The organism is Microbacterium maritypicum MF109, assembly GCF_000455825.1.
Taxonomy (GTDB): domain Bacteria; phylum Actinomycetota; class Actinomycetes; order Actinomycetales; family Microbacteriaceae; genus Microbacterium; species Microbacterium maritypicum_A.
Genome location: NZ_ATAO01000181.1, coordinates 23,646 through 39,756 on the forward strand (window position 1 = coordinate 23,646; position 16,111 = coordinate 39,756).

Below are 16,111 nucleotides of genomic sequence, written 5' to 3' on the forward strand. Positions count from 1 at the left end.
CTTCCCCGCGCCCGACCGTCGGCCGGCGCGGACTACGGGCTGATCCCCAGACACGCGGATTCGGTGATCAGTAGACTGATTCCACCGCGCGGGAGTGGTGGAATTGGCAGACACGCAGGATTTAGGTTCCTGTGCCCCAGGGCGTGTGGGTTCAAGTCCCACCTTCCGCACGAGAGACGACGACGACCTTTCTCCGGTCGTCACGACATCGCTCTGTTCTACCGCCGACCATTCACGACCGACGGGACTCCCCCAGTGCTCGAAACCATGCTGCACGCACCGACCGCTCTCATCCCCTGGCTCGATCCTGCGACGATCATCGGGACCGCCGGGCCGTGGGCACTGCTCGTGGTGTGCTTCATCATCTTCGCCGAGACCGGTCTGCTCGTCGGATTCCTACTTCCCGGTGACACCCTCCTGGTGATCGCCGGCCTCCTCTCGCACCCGATCGCGGGCTCCGAGCACGGCGTCTTCGGCATCAGCGTCTGGTGGGTCGCCCTCCTGATCGGCCTCGCGGCGTTCGTCGGCGGTGAAGTCGGATACGTCATCGGCCACAAGGGCGGACCGGCGGTCTTCGAGCGCAAGGAATCGGGCCTCTTCAGCAAGAAGAACGTCGAACGCACGAACGCGTTCTTCGAGCGCTTCGGCGGCATCACCGTGATCCTCGCGCGCTTCGTGCCGATCGTGCGGACCTTCGCCCCGGTCGCCGCCGGCGTCGGCCACATGCCGTGGCGCAAGTACACGCTCTACAACCTGATCGGTGCGGTCCTCTGGGGCTTCGGGCTCACGATGTTCGGCTACCTCATCGGGTTCATCCCGCCGGTCGCCGAGTTCGTGGAGAGCTACATCGACCTCATCCTGCTCGCGGCCGTCGGCGGCACCGCACTCGTCACGCTGTGGCACTACCTGTCCGAGCGCCACAAGGCGAAGAAGGCCGAGGCGGCCGGCGAAGACGTGGTCACCGATGCCGAGGAAGCGCAGGAACTCGTGCTCGACGCCGACGTGTTCGACCGCGCCCCTGACCTGGACGGCGACGGCAAGCACTGATCGATCATCGGGTGCCGGTTCCTCGGCACCCGATGATCACCCCGCGTTCTTCGCGCGCTCTTCCTTCGAGCGCGCCACGCTCGCGCGCAGCGCCTCCATGAGGTCGATGACCTCGCCGCCCTCGGCCGCTTTCTCTGCTTCCCCGAAGGTCTCGGCCACGTCGAACGTGTCGCCCGCCTCGATCTTCGCGTCGATGAGGGTACGGAGCTCCTTCTGGTACTCGTCGACGAATGCCTCGGGGTCGAAGTCCGCCGAGTAGCTGTCGACGAGCGAGGCCGAGAGCTCCAGCTCCTTCTTCGAGATCCGCACGTCCTCGTCCAGCGCAGGGAACGCGGCTTCGCGCACCTCATCGGCCCAGAGCAGGGTCTGCAGCACGAGGACCTTCCCCCGCACCCGGAGCGCGGCGAGCCGTGTCTTCTGCCGAAGTGTGAAGCGCACGATCGCCGTGCGGTCCGTCTGTTCGAGCGTCTTCCGCAGCAGCACATACGCCTTGGGCGACTTCGAATCGGGTTCGAGGTAGTACGGCTTGTCGAGGGTGAGCAGGTCGACCTGCTCGGAGGGCACGAACTCGACGACGTCGATCTCCCGGCTCTTCTCCGCGGGGAGGGCGGCGAGGTCGTCCTTCGTCAGCACGACGGTCTGGCCTTCGTCGACGTAGGCGCGGTCGATGTCGGCGTACGCCACGGTCTCTCCGCAGACTTCGCAGGTGCGCTGATAGCGGATGCGCCCGCCGTCCTTCTCGTGCACCTGATGCAGCGGCACGTCGTGGTCCTCGGTCGCGGAGTACACCTTGACCGGCACATTCACGAGCCCGAACGTCAGTGCGCCCTTCCAGATCGTCCTCATCACACCAGTAGACACCAGTCACAGCCGTCACGACCAGCCCCTTGACGGCGCCAGCCCCTGGCGGCGCTACCCCTGGCGACGCTACCCCTGGCGGCGCTACTCCTGGCGACGCTACCCCTGGCGATGCTGCGCCTTGACTACGCTGGCCCCATGGTCGCAGACGCGCAGATCGTGCAGGTCGACGGTCGTCGTCTGCGGGTGACGAACCTCGACAAAGTCGTCTACCCCTCCACCGGCACCACCAAGGGCGAGGTCATCGCCTACTACACGGCCATCGCTCCACTCCTGCTCCCCCTCCTCGCCGGGCGCCCCGTCACGCGCAAACGCTGGGTCGAGGGCGTCGGGACCGCGGATGCCCCGGCCGACGCCTTCTTCACGAAACAGCTCGAACCGGGCGCACCCTCGTGGATTCCTCGACAGGCGATCCAGCACTCGGACGGTCCGAAGGAATACCCCCTCGTCCAGGACATCCCGACTCTCGTGTGGCTTGCGCAGGTCGCCGCCATCGAGCTGCATGTGCCGCAGTGGCGCTTCTCCTCCGCGGGCCTTCCCGGCAACCCCGATCGACTCGTCCTCGATCTCGATCCCGGCCCCGGCGTGGGGCTGGCGCAGTGTGCCGAGGTCGCCCGCATCGCGCGCGTCCTCCTGTCCGGCATGGGGCTCGACCCTCTGCCGGTGACCAGCGGAAGCAAGGGCATCCACCTCTACGCGTCATTGCCCGGCGAGCAGACGAGCGACGAGGTCTCCGCCGTCGTCAAGGAGCTCGCACGGATGATCGAGAGCGATCACCCGGACCTCGCGACCAGCGTCATGGCGAAGGCGGTCCGAGGGGGAAAGGTGTTCCTCGACTGGAGCCAGAACAACGGCAAGAAGACCACCATCTCGCCCTACTCCCTCCGCGGACGTGCACAGCCCTGGGTGGCGGCCCCTCGCACGTGGGAGGAACTCGACGCCCCGGAACTCGCGCAGCTCGACCTCGACGAGGTGCTCGCGCGAGCCGCCGCGGGAATCGACCCGCTCGCGATGCTCCGCCCGCCGGCGACGACTCCGCTCCCGCAACCCGCGAAGACCCATCACTCCCATCGATATCCCCGAAGCTCTCCCGCCCCTGGCGCCGCTGTCGCCCCTCCGGCCACGGCGTCGATGGCGCCGATGCTCGCGGAGAACGGCACCCCCGGAGTGGCACGTGCACTGAGCGACCCCTCGTGGGTCGAGGTGAAGTGGGACGGCATCCGTGCGATGGGCACCTGGGCAGACGGGCGCATGCTGCTGCACGCGCGCCGCGGCACGGACATCACGGCCCGGTATCCCGAACTCACTGCTGACGGCGCGCCCTTCCTCCCCGTGGCGGACGCCGTCGTCGACGGCGAGATCGTCGCGTTCGACTCCCACGGCCGGCCGAGCTTCTCCCTCCTCCAGAACCGGATGCACCTCACCCGGCCACGGGAGATCGAACGCGAAGTGGTCCGCACCCCCGTCGTCTACATGCTGTTCGACCTGCTGCGTCTCGACGGACACGACCTCACCGGTATGACTCTGCGCGAACGCAGGACCCTGCTCGAGGAGCTGATCGACGATCTCGACGCCCCCGTGCAGATCCCTCCCGTGTTCGACGACGTGGACGCGGCACTCGCCGCGAGCAGGGAGTTCGGACTCGAGGGCGTCGTCGTCAAGGATCCTCAGTCGCGATACCGGCCAGGGCAGCGCTCCCCCTCGTGGCTGAAGCTGAAGCACACGCGGATGCAGGAGGCGGTGATCGTCGGTATCCGGCCAGGGAAGGGCGACAGGGAGAGCACGCTCGGATCTCTGCTGCTCGCCGTGCCCGATCCGGACCGAGGAACGGGCGGTCTCCGCTACGTCGGACGTGTGGGGACCGGATTCACCGACCGAATACTGCGCGACCTGCTCGCACGACTCGATCCGCTGCGCGTGGACGCTGCCCCACTCGACGGCGTCCCCGCGCCCGATGCCTCCGACGCCCTGTGGGTGCGTCCGGAAGTCGTGGGCGAGGTCGAGTTCGCGAACTGGACGCCCGACGGTGTGCTCCGCCATGCCCGTTGGCGGGGGCTCCGCCCGGACAAGAGCCCGCACGAGATCGCCGTCGAAAGCTGAGGTCAGGACCGGATCGCTCAGGCGTGTCGCGGTTCGCAGTCCGCCTGTTCCGCAGGCTCGATCTGGAAGGTCGAGTGCGCCACGTCGAAGTGGTCGGCGAGGCATGCCTGCATCTCGGTCAACAGCTGCGACGAGCGTCCGTCGGCGAACAGCTCCGGGTCGATGCTGACGTGGGCCGTGAACACCGGGGCCCCGCGGGTCAGCTGCCAGACATGGACGTCGTGCACCCCGACGACACCGTCGTACCCGAGCAGGTGGGTCCGGATCTCGCTCACCGCCGTGCCCTTCGGCGCGGACTCGGCGAGAACCGAGAACACCTCCCGCAGCAGCGCGATGGCCCGGGGGATGATCATCGCCGCGATGAACAGCGAGGCGATGGCATCGGCCGGCATCCATCCGGTGATGAGGATGACCGCGGCTGCCACGATGACCGCCACGGAACCGATCAGATCTCCCATCACCTCGAGGTACGCACCGCGCACGTTGATGCTGGTGCGCTGCGCACGACTCAACAGCCACATCGACACCGCGTTCGCGAGGAGCCCGACCACGGCGACGACCAGCATCAGCCCGCCGGCGACCTCGACCTCCCCCGGATTGATGAGTCGCCCGATCCCCTCGATCGCGACCCAGGTCGCGAGGGCGATCAGGATCACCGCGTTGATCAGCGCGCCGAACACCTCGGCGCGCTGATACCCGAAAGTGCGCCGGTCGTCGGCCGGACGTGCGGCGACGGTGGCGGCGATGAGGGCGATCACGAGACCGGACGCATCTGTGAACATGTGCGCCGCATCGGCGAGTAGCGCCAGAGAGCCGGAGAGCAGTGCGCCGACGACCTGCACGAGCATCACCGTCGCAGTGAGGGACAGCGAGATCGCGAGCAGGCGTCTGCTGCTCGCGGAACGGATGCCACCGGGGGCGGGTGCGTGATCGTGCATGCCCCCAGGCTAGACCGGGATCGAGGGCCGGAAGGCGGGTTCCGGCTAGTCGGGAAGGGTAACGATTCTCAGCTTCAGCAGCGGTTTCTCGCGGCCGCCGCGCTCAGAGCGCGGCAAGCAGCGGAACCAGTTCCGCGAAGGCGCGCGCTCGGTGCGACTGCGCCTGCTTCTCATCGGAGGAGAACTCACCCACCGACCGCTCCTCCCCTGCCGGCTGGCCGTCAGGGATGAAGATCGGGTCGTACCCGAAGCCGCCGGCGCCCGACGCCGTATGCGCCAGGCGACCCGGCCAGCGTCCCTCCACGACCTGCTCCCGGCCGTCCGGCAGCACGAGGGCGATCGTCGAGGTGAAGTGCGCGGAGCGGTGGGGGTCGGCGATGTCGTGCAGCTGGTCGAGCAGCAGCTCGAGATTCGCCGTCGCGTCCTTCTTCTGCCCCGCCCAGTAGGCGGAGAACACCCCCGGTGACCCGCCGAGCACGTCGACGCAGATGCCGGAGTCGTCGGCGAGCGCAGCGAGTCCTGTGTGAGCGGCGGCCGCTCGCGCCTTGATGAGCGCATTCTCGGCGAACGTCACGCCGTCTTCCACCGGCTCCGGACCGTCGTAGCCGACGATCTCGAGGTCGGGGCGTGTCTGCTCCACGATCTGCTGGAACTCCGCGACCTTGTGCGGATTGTGCGTCGCGAGAACGACTCGCATCATCGTTCCCCCTTCAACGCGGCGAGCTGCGTGCCCTTCAGGTCGGCGCATCCGGCCAGACCGAGCTCGAGCAGCGCATCCAGCTCCCGCTTGTCGAACGGTGCGCCCTCGGCTGTTCCCTGCACCTCGACGAAGAGCCCACGGCCGGTGACCACGACGTTCATGTCGGTCTCGGCGCGCACGTCCTCGACATATGCCAGGTCGAGCATGGGCTCGCCGTCGATGATCCCGACCGACACCGCCGCGACCGAGTCGAGCAGCGGCGTGGAGTTCTTGCCGATGAACTTCTTCTCCCGGCCCCATTCGATCGCGTCGGCGAGCGCCACGTACGCGCCGGTGATGGCCGCCGTGCGCGTGCCGCCATCGGCCTGCAGCACGTCGCAGTCGATGACGATCGTGTTCTCGCCGAGCGCCTTCGTGTCGACGACGGCCCGCAGCGCGCGCCCGATCAGTCGCGAGATCTCGTGGGTGCGACCGCCGATGCGGCCCTTGACGCTCTCTCGGTCGTTCCGGCTGTTCGTGGCGCGCGGGAGCATAGAGTACTCGGCCGTGACCCAGCCCTTGCCCTTGCCGGTCAGCCAGCGCGGGACGCCGTTGGTGAAGGAGGCGGTGCACAGCACCTTGGTGCCGCCGAAGCTGATCAATGCCGATCCCTCGGCGTGCGCGCTCCAACCGCGCTCGATCGTGATCTCACGAAGCTGATCGGTGGAGCGGCCGTCGACGCGGACGATTTCGGACATGTGCTTCTTTCAGGTCGGGATGGCGGAACGAATCGGAGCGACTCGATCCGGGTTACTCGAAAGCGATCTCGGGGAGGGTGATCACGCCGGTCTGGACCAGTTGCACGTCCCGGACCTCGCGGCCCATCAGGCGGTTGGCCAGCGCGGTGAAGTCGTCGGTCGAGGCGCCGGTGGCCTCGTACACGTAGCTGGCGGTGGCATCCGGCGACGCGAGCAGATCACCCCGGACGAGCTGGCGGTAGACGTCGCCTGCCGTCTCATCGTCGCTGGAGACGAGGGTGACGCCCTCTCCCATGACGTAGCTGATCGCGCCCCGAAGGAACGGATAGTGCGTGCAGCCGAGCACGAGTGTGTCGACCTCGGCGTCTCGAAGGGGCGCGAGATACTCCTCGGCGACCGCGAGCACCTCCGGGGTACCCGTGATCCCGGCCTCGACGAATTCGACGAAGCGCGGGCAGGCGGCGGTGAACACCTGCAGCCTCTCGTTGACCTCGAGCATGTCCTGGTAGGCGCGCGAGCCGATGGTGCCGACAGTGCCGATCACACCGACACGTCCGTTGCGCGTGGTGGAGACCGCGCGGCGCACCGCGGGGCCGATCACCTCGACCACGGGAACGTCGTAGCGCTCGCGAGCGTCGCGGAGCATGGCGGCGGAAGCGGTGTTGCACGCGATCACCAGCATCTTGACGCCCTGCTCGACCAGGGTGTCGAGCACTTCGAGGGAGTAGCGGCGCACGTCCGCGATGGGCTTCGGACCGTACGGCGAGTGGGCGGTGTCGCCGATGTAGACGAACGACTCCCGGGGCAGCTGGGCGCGGATGGCTCGCGCCACCGTGAGCCCGCCGACACCGGAGTCGAAGATCCCGATCGGCGCGTCGTTCATGACTCCCCAGCCTACCCGCGCGGAACCCGCCGCGTGCATCGGCGCTCTCACTAAACTGAGCGCATGACCACGTCGACGGCGCTGCTCACCGACCGCTATGAGCTGACGATGCTCGCCGCTTCCCTGCGTGATGGGACGGCGTTCCGCCCCAGCGTCTTCGAGTTGTTCTCCCGACGGTTGTCCGGCGGCCGCCGTTTCGGTGTCGTCGCGGGCACCGGCCGCCTTTTGGGCCTCTTGCGCGACTTCCGCTTCGGCGACGACGAACTGCGGTTCCTCAGAGACGAGAACGTCGTGGATGCCGCGTCCATCGCTCACCTCGAGAACTATCGGTTCACCGGATCCATCCGCGGCTACCGCGAAGGCGAGCTGTACTTCCCGGGCTCTCCGATCCTCACAGTCGAGGGCACGTTCGCCGATGCGGTGGTGCTCGAGACTCTCGCGCTGAGCGTGCTCAACCACGACTCCGCCGTCGCCACCGCCGCATCGCGCATGAGCATCGCCGCCGGCGAACGTCCGCTGGCCGAGATGGGCTCCCGCCGGGCCGCCGAGCGCTCGGCCGTCGCCGCAGCCCGAGCCGCATACATCGCCGGTTTCGGGGCGACCAGCAATCTCGAGGCCGGACGACGCTGGGGCATCCCCACGATGGGCACCGCCGCGCACTCCTGGACGCTGCTGCACGACACAGAGGAGGAAGCCTTCCGCTCCCAGGTCGCGAGCATGGGCACCGGAACGACGCTGCTCGTCGACACGTACGACATCCGCACGGGTGTCGAGACGGCGATCCGCGTCGCCGGCACGGAGCTCGGCGGCGTCCGGATCGATTCCGGTGACCTCCCGATCGTCGCGGGCGATGTCCGCGCGCAGCTCGACGAACTCGGTGCGACGTCGACACGCATCACCGTGACCAGCGACCTCGACGAGTACGCGATCGCCGCCCTCGCCGCCTCGCCCGTCGACGCCTACGGGGTCGGAACCTCGGTCGTGACCGGGTCCGGGTATCCGACCGCCAGCATGGTCTACAAGCTGGTGGCGCGCCAGGATGCGGAGGGGTCCTGGATCGGCGTCGCGAAGGCGTCCGCCGACAAGGCATCGCATGGCGGACGCAAAGCGGCGTTCCGCACTCTGGTCGACGGCGTCGCCACCGCAGAGACGGTCGTCGTGTCGGACGGCTTCGAAGATCTCGACACTGCGGCCGAGCACCCCGACGGCCGCCCGCTGCAGGTGACGTTCGTCGAGGCAGGCGAGATCGACTCCTCGTACGAGGGAGTCGACGGCACGGCAGCGGCACGCGCTCATCATCTGCGTGTGCGCGAAGAGCTCCCGGTACGTGCGCTCGCGCTCAGCAAGTCCGACCCGGCGATTCCCACCGTGTATCTCGAAGCCGACTGAGGTCAGCCGATCATCGACTCGTAGATCTCCTTGCATGTGGGGCAGATCGGGAACTTCTCCGGGTCACGGCCCGGGGTCCACTTCTTGCCGCACAGCGCGCGCACCGGCTTGCCGGTGATCGCGGACTCGAGGATCTTGTCCTTCTTCACGTAATGCGAGAAGCGCTCATGGTCACCCGGTTCGAGATTCTCCTCGCGGAGGAGCTCTTCCAGTTCGCGATCAAGCGTTGCCACGCCGCCCTGATCGGGGCTGTCCAGCGGAGTACTCATCCCGTGAGTCTAGCGGCGTCGAACGCCCAGCGGGCGGTCCTCACGCGGTCTCGACGAACTCCATCAGGCGCTCTCCACTGCGCTCGAAGATGCGACCGCCGACGACGGCTCCGGCTGCCGCGGTCACGAGACCGACGAGAAGCCCGACCCAGAAGGTCGCCGGAGCGTACGCCGAACCGTCGAGAATCGTCGCTGCGAACAACCAGATGGTCGGCACGCTCAGCACGATGGCGCCGAGCAACGCCGCTGCAGGACCGTACGCCCCGCGAGAGGTCGGTCGCTGCGGCTGCTGGAACGGACTGTCACCAGGCCGCGAGACCGCATATGGAGCCACGACCGAGACGATGCTCGAGACGCCGAGCGCGCAGAACAGCAGACTGGCCGCCAAGCCGCCCAACGGCAGCAGCAGACTCCAGTCCCCGATCAGCGCGAGTGAGAGCGGAACGGCGATTGCGAGAACAGGGATGGCGACGAGCAGCACAGGAACGAGACGCCCGAGACGATCAGGAAGACCCCGGACGCCACTCGCGACGTGGGTCCACAATGCCGTCGAGTCGTAGGCGACGTCGTTGTGCGGCAGCCACCCGAAGAACAGCGCCATCACCGGCACGGGCACGAGCGCGGCGATCTCCAACGGGACTCCGGCCACGACGAGCGGGAGCATCGAGAGCACGCCGGCCACGGGGACGACGATGATGTTCATGATGTAGCGACGGTCACGAAGCCAATACACGAGGCTTCGCGCCGCGATCGCACCGAAGGCGTTCGACGGCAGCAGCCCGAACCACCCGAGTCCGGTGCGCTCGCGCAAGGCGACCGGACGCTCGGTCGTGGTCAGCAGACGCCGGACGAGCCACGTCCACACCATCCAGAGGAGAGCGACGGTGAGCACCACGATGACACCGCTGATCCACGCGGAAGCGGTCGCACCGGCCGCGGAATCGAAGAGGAAGGCGGGGGCAGCAGCGAACGGGCTGTAGCCGAACACGCTCGACAGGGTCGCCAGAGACGGGGGCACGAGACCGTCCCAACGAAGCGATCCGAAGAAGACCGCGACAGGGAAGGCGACCACGATCAGCGCGAGTGCGAACAGCGCCGTGAGCTCGCGGGAGCGGCGCTCGGGAAGGAGCAGTGCGTTGAGGGCCATACCGATCCGCGAGACCAGCATCGTGGTCAGGACACCGGCGATCGTCACCAGCACAGCCAGAGGCCAGGGCGTGCCTGCTCCGATCGCGACGATGCAGACACTGATGTAGACGGCGAGAAGCGCCATGCTCGGCACGCTGACGAAGGCGGCCAGTGCCAGCACCCAGGGCATCTGGCGATCATCGACGCCGAAGACCGCGAAGCGTCTCGGGTCGAGCTGATCGACGGCCCCGACGAGGATCGGGCCGACGAGGAATCCGATGAGAAGGGCCGCGCCACCGAGCACCGTGACCGCGCGGGCCACCGGTACAGAGGCTGCGGCAAGGCTGAACACGGCGACGCACACCGCGGCGGTGACCGCGACCACCGCGACGAACGAGACGATCGATCGAACCCGACGGTCGCCGCGCAGGGAACCGAGAAGAAGCGCGAGTCTCAGTCGGAGAACGTGTGCAGCCACTCGAGCCCCTCCACCTCTCCGCTGGTGCCGGCGAGTTCCACGAAGCGCGCTTCGAGCGTCTGACCCGCGCGCACCTCGTCGATCGTCCCCTCGGCCAGCACTTCTCCGCCGACGATGATCGCGACGCGCGAACACACGCGTTCGACGAGATCCATGCCGTGGCTGGAGAGGATCACCGTGCCGCCGTGCGACACATAGGCGCGGAGGATGTCCAGGATGACCGCCGACGAGACGGGGTCCACCGACTCGAACGGCTCATCGAGGACCAGCACGCGCGGCGAATGGATCATGGCCCCTGCGAGCATGATCTTCTTCGTCATGCCGGCCGAGTAGTCCGAGACCACGCGGCCGAGGGCATCGCCCAGATCGAAGGCACGAGCGAGGTCGGCCGCGCGCTTCTCGATCACATCCGCGGCGAGGCCGCGCAGCAACCCGTAGTAGTAGAGCAGTTGCCGACCGGTGAGGCGGTCGAACGTGCGCAACCGATCGGGGAGCACACCCATCAGCCTCTTCGCCGCGAGCGGCTTCTTGGCCTGGTCGACACCGCAGATGACGACGCTGCCCGCGTCGGCGCGGAGAAGCCCGGCGACGATCGAGAGCGTCGTGGTCTTGCCGGCACCGTTGGGCCCGACGATTCCGTAGAACGACCCCGCGGGCACGGTCAGGTCGATGCCGTCGACTGCGCGGTTGTCGCCGAACTGCTTCACGAGCCCGCGGATGCTGATCGCCTCGCCGGCGGAGAGGACCTCATCGGGCTTCACGGCGTCGGAAGCTGCGTCGTCGGAGTCCCCGATCGCCTGGATGACCTCGATCGACTCCGCCTCGGACGGATCGCCGGCGGCCGTTTCGGTCTCGAGAAGTTCCGCACTGACAGATTCCTCGACAGGATCCGCGGCGAGAGGCGACTCCGAGGCGGGCACGGGCGCAGGCTCGGCGGCGGGCGCAGGCTCCGCGACAGACCCGGTCGGCGCCGCAGCGGATGCGGCCGGAGGAACGGTCTCGACGACCGATTCGGTCTCGAGCACGGGAGAGGCCGCAAGAGGAGCGGCCGCGACGGACGGAGCTTCGGGTGCGGTCACCGCCGTCTCCGTGGCCGCCTTCGCCTCCTCTGCGGCCTTCTTCGCCGCCGCCTTCTTCGCGGCCGCCATCTTGGCGGCCGTGGCCTTCGCGGCCGTGGTCTTCGCGGCAGCCGAGCGCGCCGTGGTCTTCGCCGCGGCCGCTTTGGATGCAGCGGCCTTCGCCGCCGTCGTCTTGGCTGCCGTCGTCTTGGCCGCCGTCGTCTTGGCCGCCGTCGTCTTGGCCGCGGCCGTCTTGGCCGCGGCCGTCGTCTTCGCAGCCGCTGTCTTCGCCGCCGTCGTCTTCGCCGCCGTGGTCTTCGCCGCCGTGGTCTTCGCCGCCGTCGTCTTCGCAGCCGTCGTCTTCGCAGCCGTCGTCCTCGCCGCCGTCGTCCTCGCAGCCGTCGTCTTGGCCGCGGTGGTCTTCGCAGCCGTGGCCTTCGCGTCGGCATTGCGCGCCGCGGCGGTGCTCCGGGCGGAGCTCGCGGTCGACGAGAGGTTCGCCGTCGAGCCGTTGACGGCCTTAACGAGCGGCTCGACCACGACATCCGCACTGGGAGCCGCTTTCTCGGCAGCAGCCTGCGTCCCGGACGTCGCTGCCGACGACTTCCCAGCCGACGACTTCGACACCGCGGCACTGCCGGCCTTCGAACCCGCGGAGGTGCTCGCGCTCGCAGGCTTCTTCACCGCGGGTTTCTTCGCGGCGGGCGTCTTCGCGGCGGGCTTCTTCACCGCGGGCGGTCGCGCCGACTTCTCGGCGGCGGATGCCGCGTCCGGACTCTGCTTCTTCGCCGGCGCGCGCTTCGCCGACGTCTTCTCTTGCGCGGTCTCGGTTTGGTCCACCTGGGCGGTGCGGTCGTCAGGGGAGGCAGTCACCGTCCTACGGTATCAACGGGTGCCTGTACGCCAAGGCCGCCGCGCAATAAACTGCCCTCGGATCGCGCATTTCCGCCGCGATCGCACGGGAGACGGAACCCTGTGCATCCGGTGTGTAGTCGGTCACGAAATGACAACAGGGGCCTCCCGGCCCTGAGCTTCCCAGGCGGAATCGATACCATGAACGCGGCACGACGAAGTGTCTGGTCGGTTAATCGACCGTGAACACAACTTCCTTTAGGAGCACTCGTGACTCTTCAGACCGTCATCCTCGCCGCCGGAATGGGCTCGCGCCTCGGCCGCGCGCTGCCGAAGCCGCTCACCGAACTGAGCGACGGCCGCACGATCATGGGCCAGCAGCACGACAACATCCGCGCCGCATTCGGTTCGGACGCCCGCATCACCACCGTCGTCGGCTACCGCGCCGAGACCATCATCGACGCGTTCCCGCAGGTCAACTACGTCCACAACGAGCGTTATGACGAGACCAACACCTCGAAGAGCCTCCTGCGCGCCCTGGGCGCGACCGGTCGCGGCGGAGTTCTCTGGATGAACGGCGATGTCGTCTTCGACCCGATGATCCTCGGCCGCGCACTCGAGTACATCGAGCGCGACCAGTCGTTCGTCACGGTGAACACCTCCAAGGTCAGCGACGAAGAGGTGAAGTACACGGTCACGGCCGAGGGCTTCATCAATGAGCTGTCCAAGACCGTCAAGGGCGGACTCGGCGAGGCCGTGGGAATCAACTACATCTCCTCCGCGCACAAGAAGGCGTTCATGCGTCAGCTGCAGCGCGTCGAGGACCAGGACTACTTCGAGCGCGGGCTCGAACTCGCGATCGCCGAGGACGGCCTGCTGCTCGAGCCGATGGACGTGTCCGACCTGTACGCGGTCGAGGTCGATTTCGCGGAAGACCTGGAGCGTGCGAACCTCTTCGTCTGATCGCTCGACTCGAAAGCCCGGCCTCTCGGAGGGGCCGGGCTTTCGGCGTTTTCGCGGGCGGGCTCCATAGGATCGCACCATGGCTCCCAAGGTGCACAAGATCCATTCGCTCCCGGACGACGCTCCGTGGGACAAGGGCGTGCCCCCTGCCGGATCGGCGGAGCACCCGATGATGGTGCGCGGCCTCGACCGGGTGCTGTCGATCCAGCGCCCGCTCGTCCTGGCGCACATCCGGAGCATCCGCCTGCGCAATCCGCAGGCATCGCCTGCGGAGATCATCCGCATCCTGGAGCGTCGATACCTCGCAGCCGTGACGACGGGCGGAGCGGCGGTCGGCGCGACGGCGGTCGTCCCCGGGATCGGCACTGGCATCACGCTCGCGCTCTCCGGCGTGGAGACGGTCGGCTTCGTGGAGTCCACCGCTCTGTTCGCGCAGTCGGTCGCCGAGGTGCACGGGATCGCGGTCGCGAACCCGGATCGCGCCAGAGCGCTGGTGATGACGCTGATGCTCGGCAAAGAGGGCGTCGACCTCGTCGGACAGCTCGCCGGTCAGGTGGCCGGGCGCGGAGGAAGCAGATCGTCGTACTGGGGCGAGCTCGTCACGAAGTCGCTCCCCCGCGCCGCGGTCGGCCCCCTCGTCGATCAGCTCAAGAGCATGTTCGTGAAGCAGTTCGCGGCGAAGGGCGGCGCTTCGGTCATCGGCAAGGCACTCCCGTTCGGCATCGGCGCTGCGATCGGAGGCGCGGGGAACAACATCCTCGGCCGTCGCGTGCTGACGACGTCCCACAAGGCCTTCGGTGCCGCCCCGATGGACCTTCCCCTCGAGTTGGAACCCGTGCCCGGCGCCGAGAAGCTGGAGCTGCGGATGCTGCGAGGTGCCCGCTACGCGGGCAACGCGGTCGCGGGAGCGGCCGGCACGACCGTGCGCGGGGTGGAGTGGGCGGGACGCAAGGCCCGCTCGATCGGCCGCCGCCCCAAGACCGACCCGGAGCTCGAGTCCGGTGAACCCGAGCGCTGAGCGCACTTCGCCAAAGGATCGGGCGACCCGTTGTGGCGAGCATCCAACAGCCGGAGGCGAGCCGACGATAAGGTGGAATCCGTGACGGACAAGCCCGACCTCTTTACCACCGCCGGCAAGATCGCGGATCTGCGCGCTCGCTATACAGAAGCCGTCGTCGACGCAGAAGCGAAGGCGAAGGAGAAGCAGCACGCGAAGGGCAAGATGACCGCCCGCGAGCGCATCGAGCTGCTCGTCGACCCCGGGAGCTTCGTCGAGTTCGACGAGTATGTGCGCCACCGCACCACGGCCTTCGGCATGGATCGTTCGCGACCGTACGGCGACTCGGTCGTCACCGGCGTCGGCACGATCAACGGCCGCACGGTCGCGGTGTACTCGCAGGACTTCTCCACCTTCGGCGGTTCGCTCGGCGAAGTCGCCGGCGAGAAGATCATCAAGATCATGGAGTTCGCCCTCGCCGGCGGGATGCCCTGCATCGGGATCCTCGACTCGGGGGGCGCACGCATCCAGGAAGGCGTCGTCGCCCTCGGCAAGTACGGCGAGATCTTCCGCCTGAACACCCGCGCGTCCGGAGTGATCCCGCAGATCTCCATCATCATGGGGCCGGCTGCGGGCGGCGCGGTGTACTCCCCCGCCCTCACCGACTTCGTGATCATGGTCGACAAGACCAGCCAGATGTTCGTGACCGGCCCCGACGTGATCAAGACGGTCACCGGCGAGGACGTCGGAATGGAAGAGCTCGGCGGCGCCTACACGCACAACACCCGATCGGGCGTCGCGCACTATCTCGCCGAAGACGAGGACGACGCGATCGACTACGCCCGCACGCTCCTCAGCTTCCTGCCGGACAACAACATGGCGGAGCTTCCCACATACGAGAGCACCTTCGAGTTCGAGACGACCGACGCCGACCGCGCGCTGAACACGCTCGTCCCCGACTCGACCAACCAGCCGTACGACATCCACACCGTCATCGAGCACGTGGTCGACGAAGGCGACTTCCTCGAGGTCCAGCCGCTCTTCGCGCCCAACATCGTGATCGGCTTCGGACGCATCGAGGGCCGGTCGGTCGGCATCATCGCCAACCAGCCTTCGCAGATGGCCGGCACGCTAAACATCGAAGCCGGCGAGAAGGCGAGCCGCTTCGTACGCTTCTGCGATGCCTTCTCGATCTCGATCGTCACGCTCGTCGATGTCCCCGGCTACCTCCCCGGCACCGATCAGGAGTGGACCGGCGTCATCCGCCGCGGTGCGAAACTGCTCTATGCATACGCCGAGGCGACCGTGCCGCTGGTCACCGTCATCCTGCGCAAGGCCTACGGCGGTGCCTACATCGTGATGGGCTCGAAGCAGCTCGGCGCCGACGTGAACCTCGCATGGCCGACGGCCGAGATCGCGGTGATGGGCGGCCAGGGCGCGGTCAACATCCTGTATCGGGGCGAGATCAAGAAGGCGGAGGAGGCCGGCGAGGACGTCGCGGCCGTCCGCACCCGACTCGCGAACGAGTACACCTACAACGTGGCCTCCCCGTTCCTCGCGGCAGAGCGCGGCGAGCTCGACGGGATCATCGAGCCGGCCAACACCCGCGTCTCGATCGCGAAGGCGCTGCGCGCGCTGCGTGGCAAGCGTGCCGAGCTGCCCCCGAAGAAGCACGGGAACATCCCGCTGTGACCGGGCATGACACGCAGGACCA

General features: G+C 68.0%; 14 protein-coding genes and 1 tRNA gene. 7 read left to right on the forward strand and 8 right to left on the reverse strand.

Going from position 1 to position 16,111, the window contains the following annotated elements:
• Positions 1–88 precede the first annotated feature (88 nt).
• Together L687_RS30860 and L687_RS30865 are read left to right on the forward strand one after the other, a co-directional pair.
• A tRNA-Leu gene (locus L687_RS30860) sits at positions 89–170 on the forward strand.
• A gap of 97 nt (positions 171–267) precedes the next feature.
• On the forward strand, positions 268–1,047 hold the full coding sequence (locus L687_RS30865; protein ID WP_021199667.1) for a DedA family protein: 780 nt from the start codon (positions 268–270) through the stop codon (positions 1,045–1,047).
• Positions 1,048–1,083: 36 nt separating this feature from the next.
• On the opposite strand, the gene ku is transcribed toward L687_RS30865, so the two are convergent.
• Positions 1,084–1,893 carry a non-homologous end joining protein Ku gene (gene ku / locus L687_RS30870; protein ID WP_021199668.1) on the reverse strand — a complete coding sequence of 270 codons (810 nt, stop codon included), beginning with the start codon at positions 1,891–1,893 and terminating at the stop codon, positions 1,084–1,086.
• Between the two features lie 150 nt (positions 1,894–2,043).
• Between ku and ligD the strand changes: the two genes are divergently transcribed.
• Complete coding sequence (gene ligD, locus L687_RS30875) at positions 2,044–4,005, forward strand: non-homologous end-joining DNA ligase (RefSeq protein WP_021199669.1); 1,962 nt, start codon at positions 2,044–2,046, stop codon at positions 4,003–4,005.
• Between the two features lie 17 nt (positions 4,006–4,022).
• Here the strand turns inward: ligD and L687_RS30880 are convergent, their stop codons facing one another.
• The 4 genes from L687_RS30880 to murI all read right to left on the reverse strand — a co-directional run bounded on the left by L687_RS30880 (position 4,023) and on the right by murI (position 7,263).
• Complete coding sequence (locus L687_RS30880; RefSeq protein WP_021199670.1) at positions 4,023–4,943, reverse strand: cation diffusion facilitator family transporter; 921 nt, start codon at positions 4,941–4,943, stop codon at positions 4,023–4,025.
• A gap of 103 nt (positions 4,944–5,046) precedes the next feature.
• Entirely contained in the window at positions 5,047–5,643 is a 597-nt protein-coding gene (rdgB, locus tag L687_RS30885) for an RdgB/HAM1 family non-canonical purine NTP pyrophosphatase (RefSeq protein ID WP_031207271.1), read from the reverse strand.
• Positions 5,640–6,380, reverse strand: coding sequence for a ribonuclease PH (rph, locus tag L687_RS30890; RefSeq protein WP_021199672.1), 741 nt, complete (start codon positions 6,378–6,380; stop codon positions 5,640–5,642). Before rph ends, rdgB begins: the two co-directional genes overlap by 4 nt.
• A 52-nt stretch (positions 6,381–6,432) precedes the next feature.
• Complete coding sequence (gene murI / locus L687_RS30895) at positions 6,433–7,263, reverse strand: glutamate racemase (protein WP_021199673.1); 831 nt, start codon at positions 7,261–7,263, stop codon at positions 6,433–6,435.
• Positions 7,264–7,326: 63 nt separating this feature from the next.
• Between murI and L687_RS30900 the strand changes: the two genes are divergently transcribed.
• On the forward strand, positions 7,327–8,652 hold the full coding sequence (locus L687_RS30900; RefSeq protein WP_021199674.1) for a nicotinate phosphoribosyltransferase: 1,326 nt from the start codon (positions 7,327–7,329) through the stop codon (positions 8,650–8,652).
• A 2-nt stretch (positions 8,653–8,654) separates the two neighbouring features.
• On the opposite strand, the gene L687_RS30905 is transcribed toward L687_RS30900, so the two are convergent.
• Genes L687_RS30905 through L687_RS43280 form a run of 3 tightly spaced genes read right to left on the reverse strand, consistent with a single transcriptional unit; the run spans position 8,655 to position 12,458 of the window.
• Positions 8,655–8,921, reverse strand: a complete 267-nt coding sequence (locus tag L687_RS30905; RefSeq protein WP_026049764.1) for a DUF3039 domain-containing protein — start codon at positions 8,919–8,921, stop codon at positions 8,655–8,657.
• 40 nt (positions 8,922–8,961) lie between these two features.
• On the reverse strand, positions 8,962–10,527 hold the full coding sequence (locus L687_RS30910; RefSeq protein ID WP_021199675.1) for a hypothetical protein: 1,566 nt from the start codon (positions 10,525–10,527) through the stop codon (positions 8,962–8,964).
• Positions 10,503–12,458, reverse strand: a complete 1,956-nt coding sequence (locus tag L687_RS43280) for an ABC transporter ATP-binding protein (protein ID WP_323131859.1) — start codon at positions 12,456–12,458, stop codon at positions 10,503–10,505. Before L687_RS43280 ends, L687_RS30910 begins: the two co-directional genes overlap by 25 nt.
• 249 nt (positions 12,459–12,707) lie before the next feature.
• Here L687_RS43280 and L687_RS30920 point away from each other — a divergent pair, with 249 nt between their 5' ends.
• From L687_RS30920 to L687_RS30930, 3 genes are all read left to right on the forward strand, one after another.
• Positions 12,708–13,400: a phosphocholine cytidylyltransferase family protein gene (locus tag L687_RS30920; RefSeq protein WP_017828502.1), complete on the forward strand. Its 693-nt coding sequence runs from the start codon at positions 12,708–12,710 to the stop codon at positions 13,398–13,400.
• 79 nt (positions 13,401–13,479) lie between these two features.
• On the forward strand, positions 13,480–14,418 hold the full coding sequence (locus L687_RS30925; protein WP_021199678.1) for a hypothetical protein: 939 nt from the start codon (positions 13,480–13,482) through the stop codon (positions 14,416–14,418).
• A gap of 81 nt (positions 14,419–14,499) precedes the next feature.
• Positions 14,500–16,089 carry an acyl-CoA carboxylase subunit beta gene (locus tag L687_RS30930; RefSeq protein WP_373695048.1) on the forward strand — a complete coding sequence of 530 codons (1,590 nt, stop codon included), beginning with the start codon at positions 14,500–14,502 and terminating at the stop codon, positions 16,087–16,089.
• The last annotated feature ends 22 nt before the right edge of the window (positions 16,090–16,111 follow it).

Coding starts and splice junctions, on each gene's coding strand:
- L687_RS30865 (WP_021199667.1), top strand. CDS start 268: ATGCTGCACGCACCGACCGCTCTCATCCCCTGGCTCGATCCTGCGACG.
- ku (WP_021199668.1), bottom strand. CDS start 1,893: ATGAGGACGATCTGGAAGGGCGCACTGACGTTCGGGCTCGTGAATGTG.
- ligD (WP_021199669.1), top strand. CDS start 2,044: ATGGTCGCAGACGCGCAGATCGTGCAGGTCGACGGTCGTCGTCTGCGG.
- L687_RS30880 (WP_021199670.1), bottom strand. CDS start 4,943: ATGCACGATCACGCACCCGCCCCCGGTGGCATCCGTTCCGCGAGCAGC.
- rdgB (WP_031207271.1), bottom strand. CDS start 5,643: ATGATGCGAGTCGTTCTCGCGACGCACAATCCGCACAAGGTCGCGGAG.
- rph (WP_021199672.1), bottom strand. CDS start 6,380: ATGTCCGAAATCGTCCGCGTCGACGGCCGCTCCACCGATCAGCTTCGT.
- murI (WP_021199673.1), bottom strand. CDS start 7,263: ATGAACGACGCGCCGATCGGGATCTTCGACTCCGGTGTCGGCGGGCTC.
- L687_RS30900 (WP_021199674.1), top strand. CDS start 7,327: ATGACCACGTCGACGGCGCTGCTCACCGACCGCTATGAGCTGACGATG.
- L687_RS30905 (WP_026049764.1), bottom strand. CDS start 8,921: ATGAGTACTCCGCTGGACAGCCCCGATCAGGGCGGCGTGGCAACGCTT.
- L687_RS30925 (WP_021199678.1), top strand. CDS start 13,480: ATGGCTCCCAAGGTGCACAAGATCCATTCGCTCCCGGACGACGCTCCG.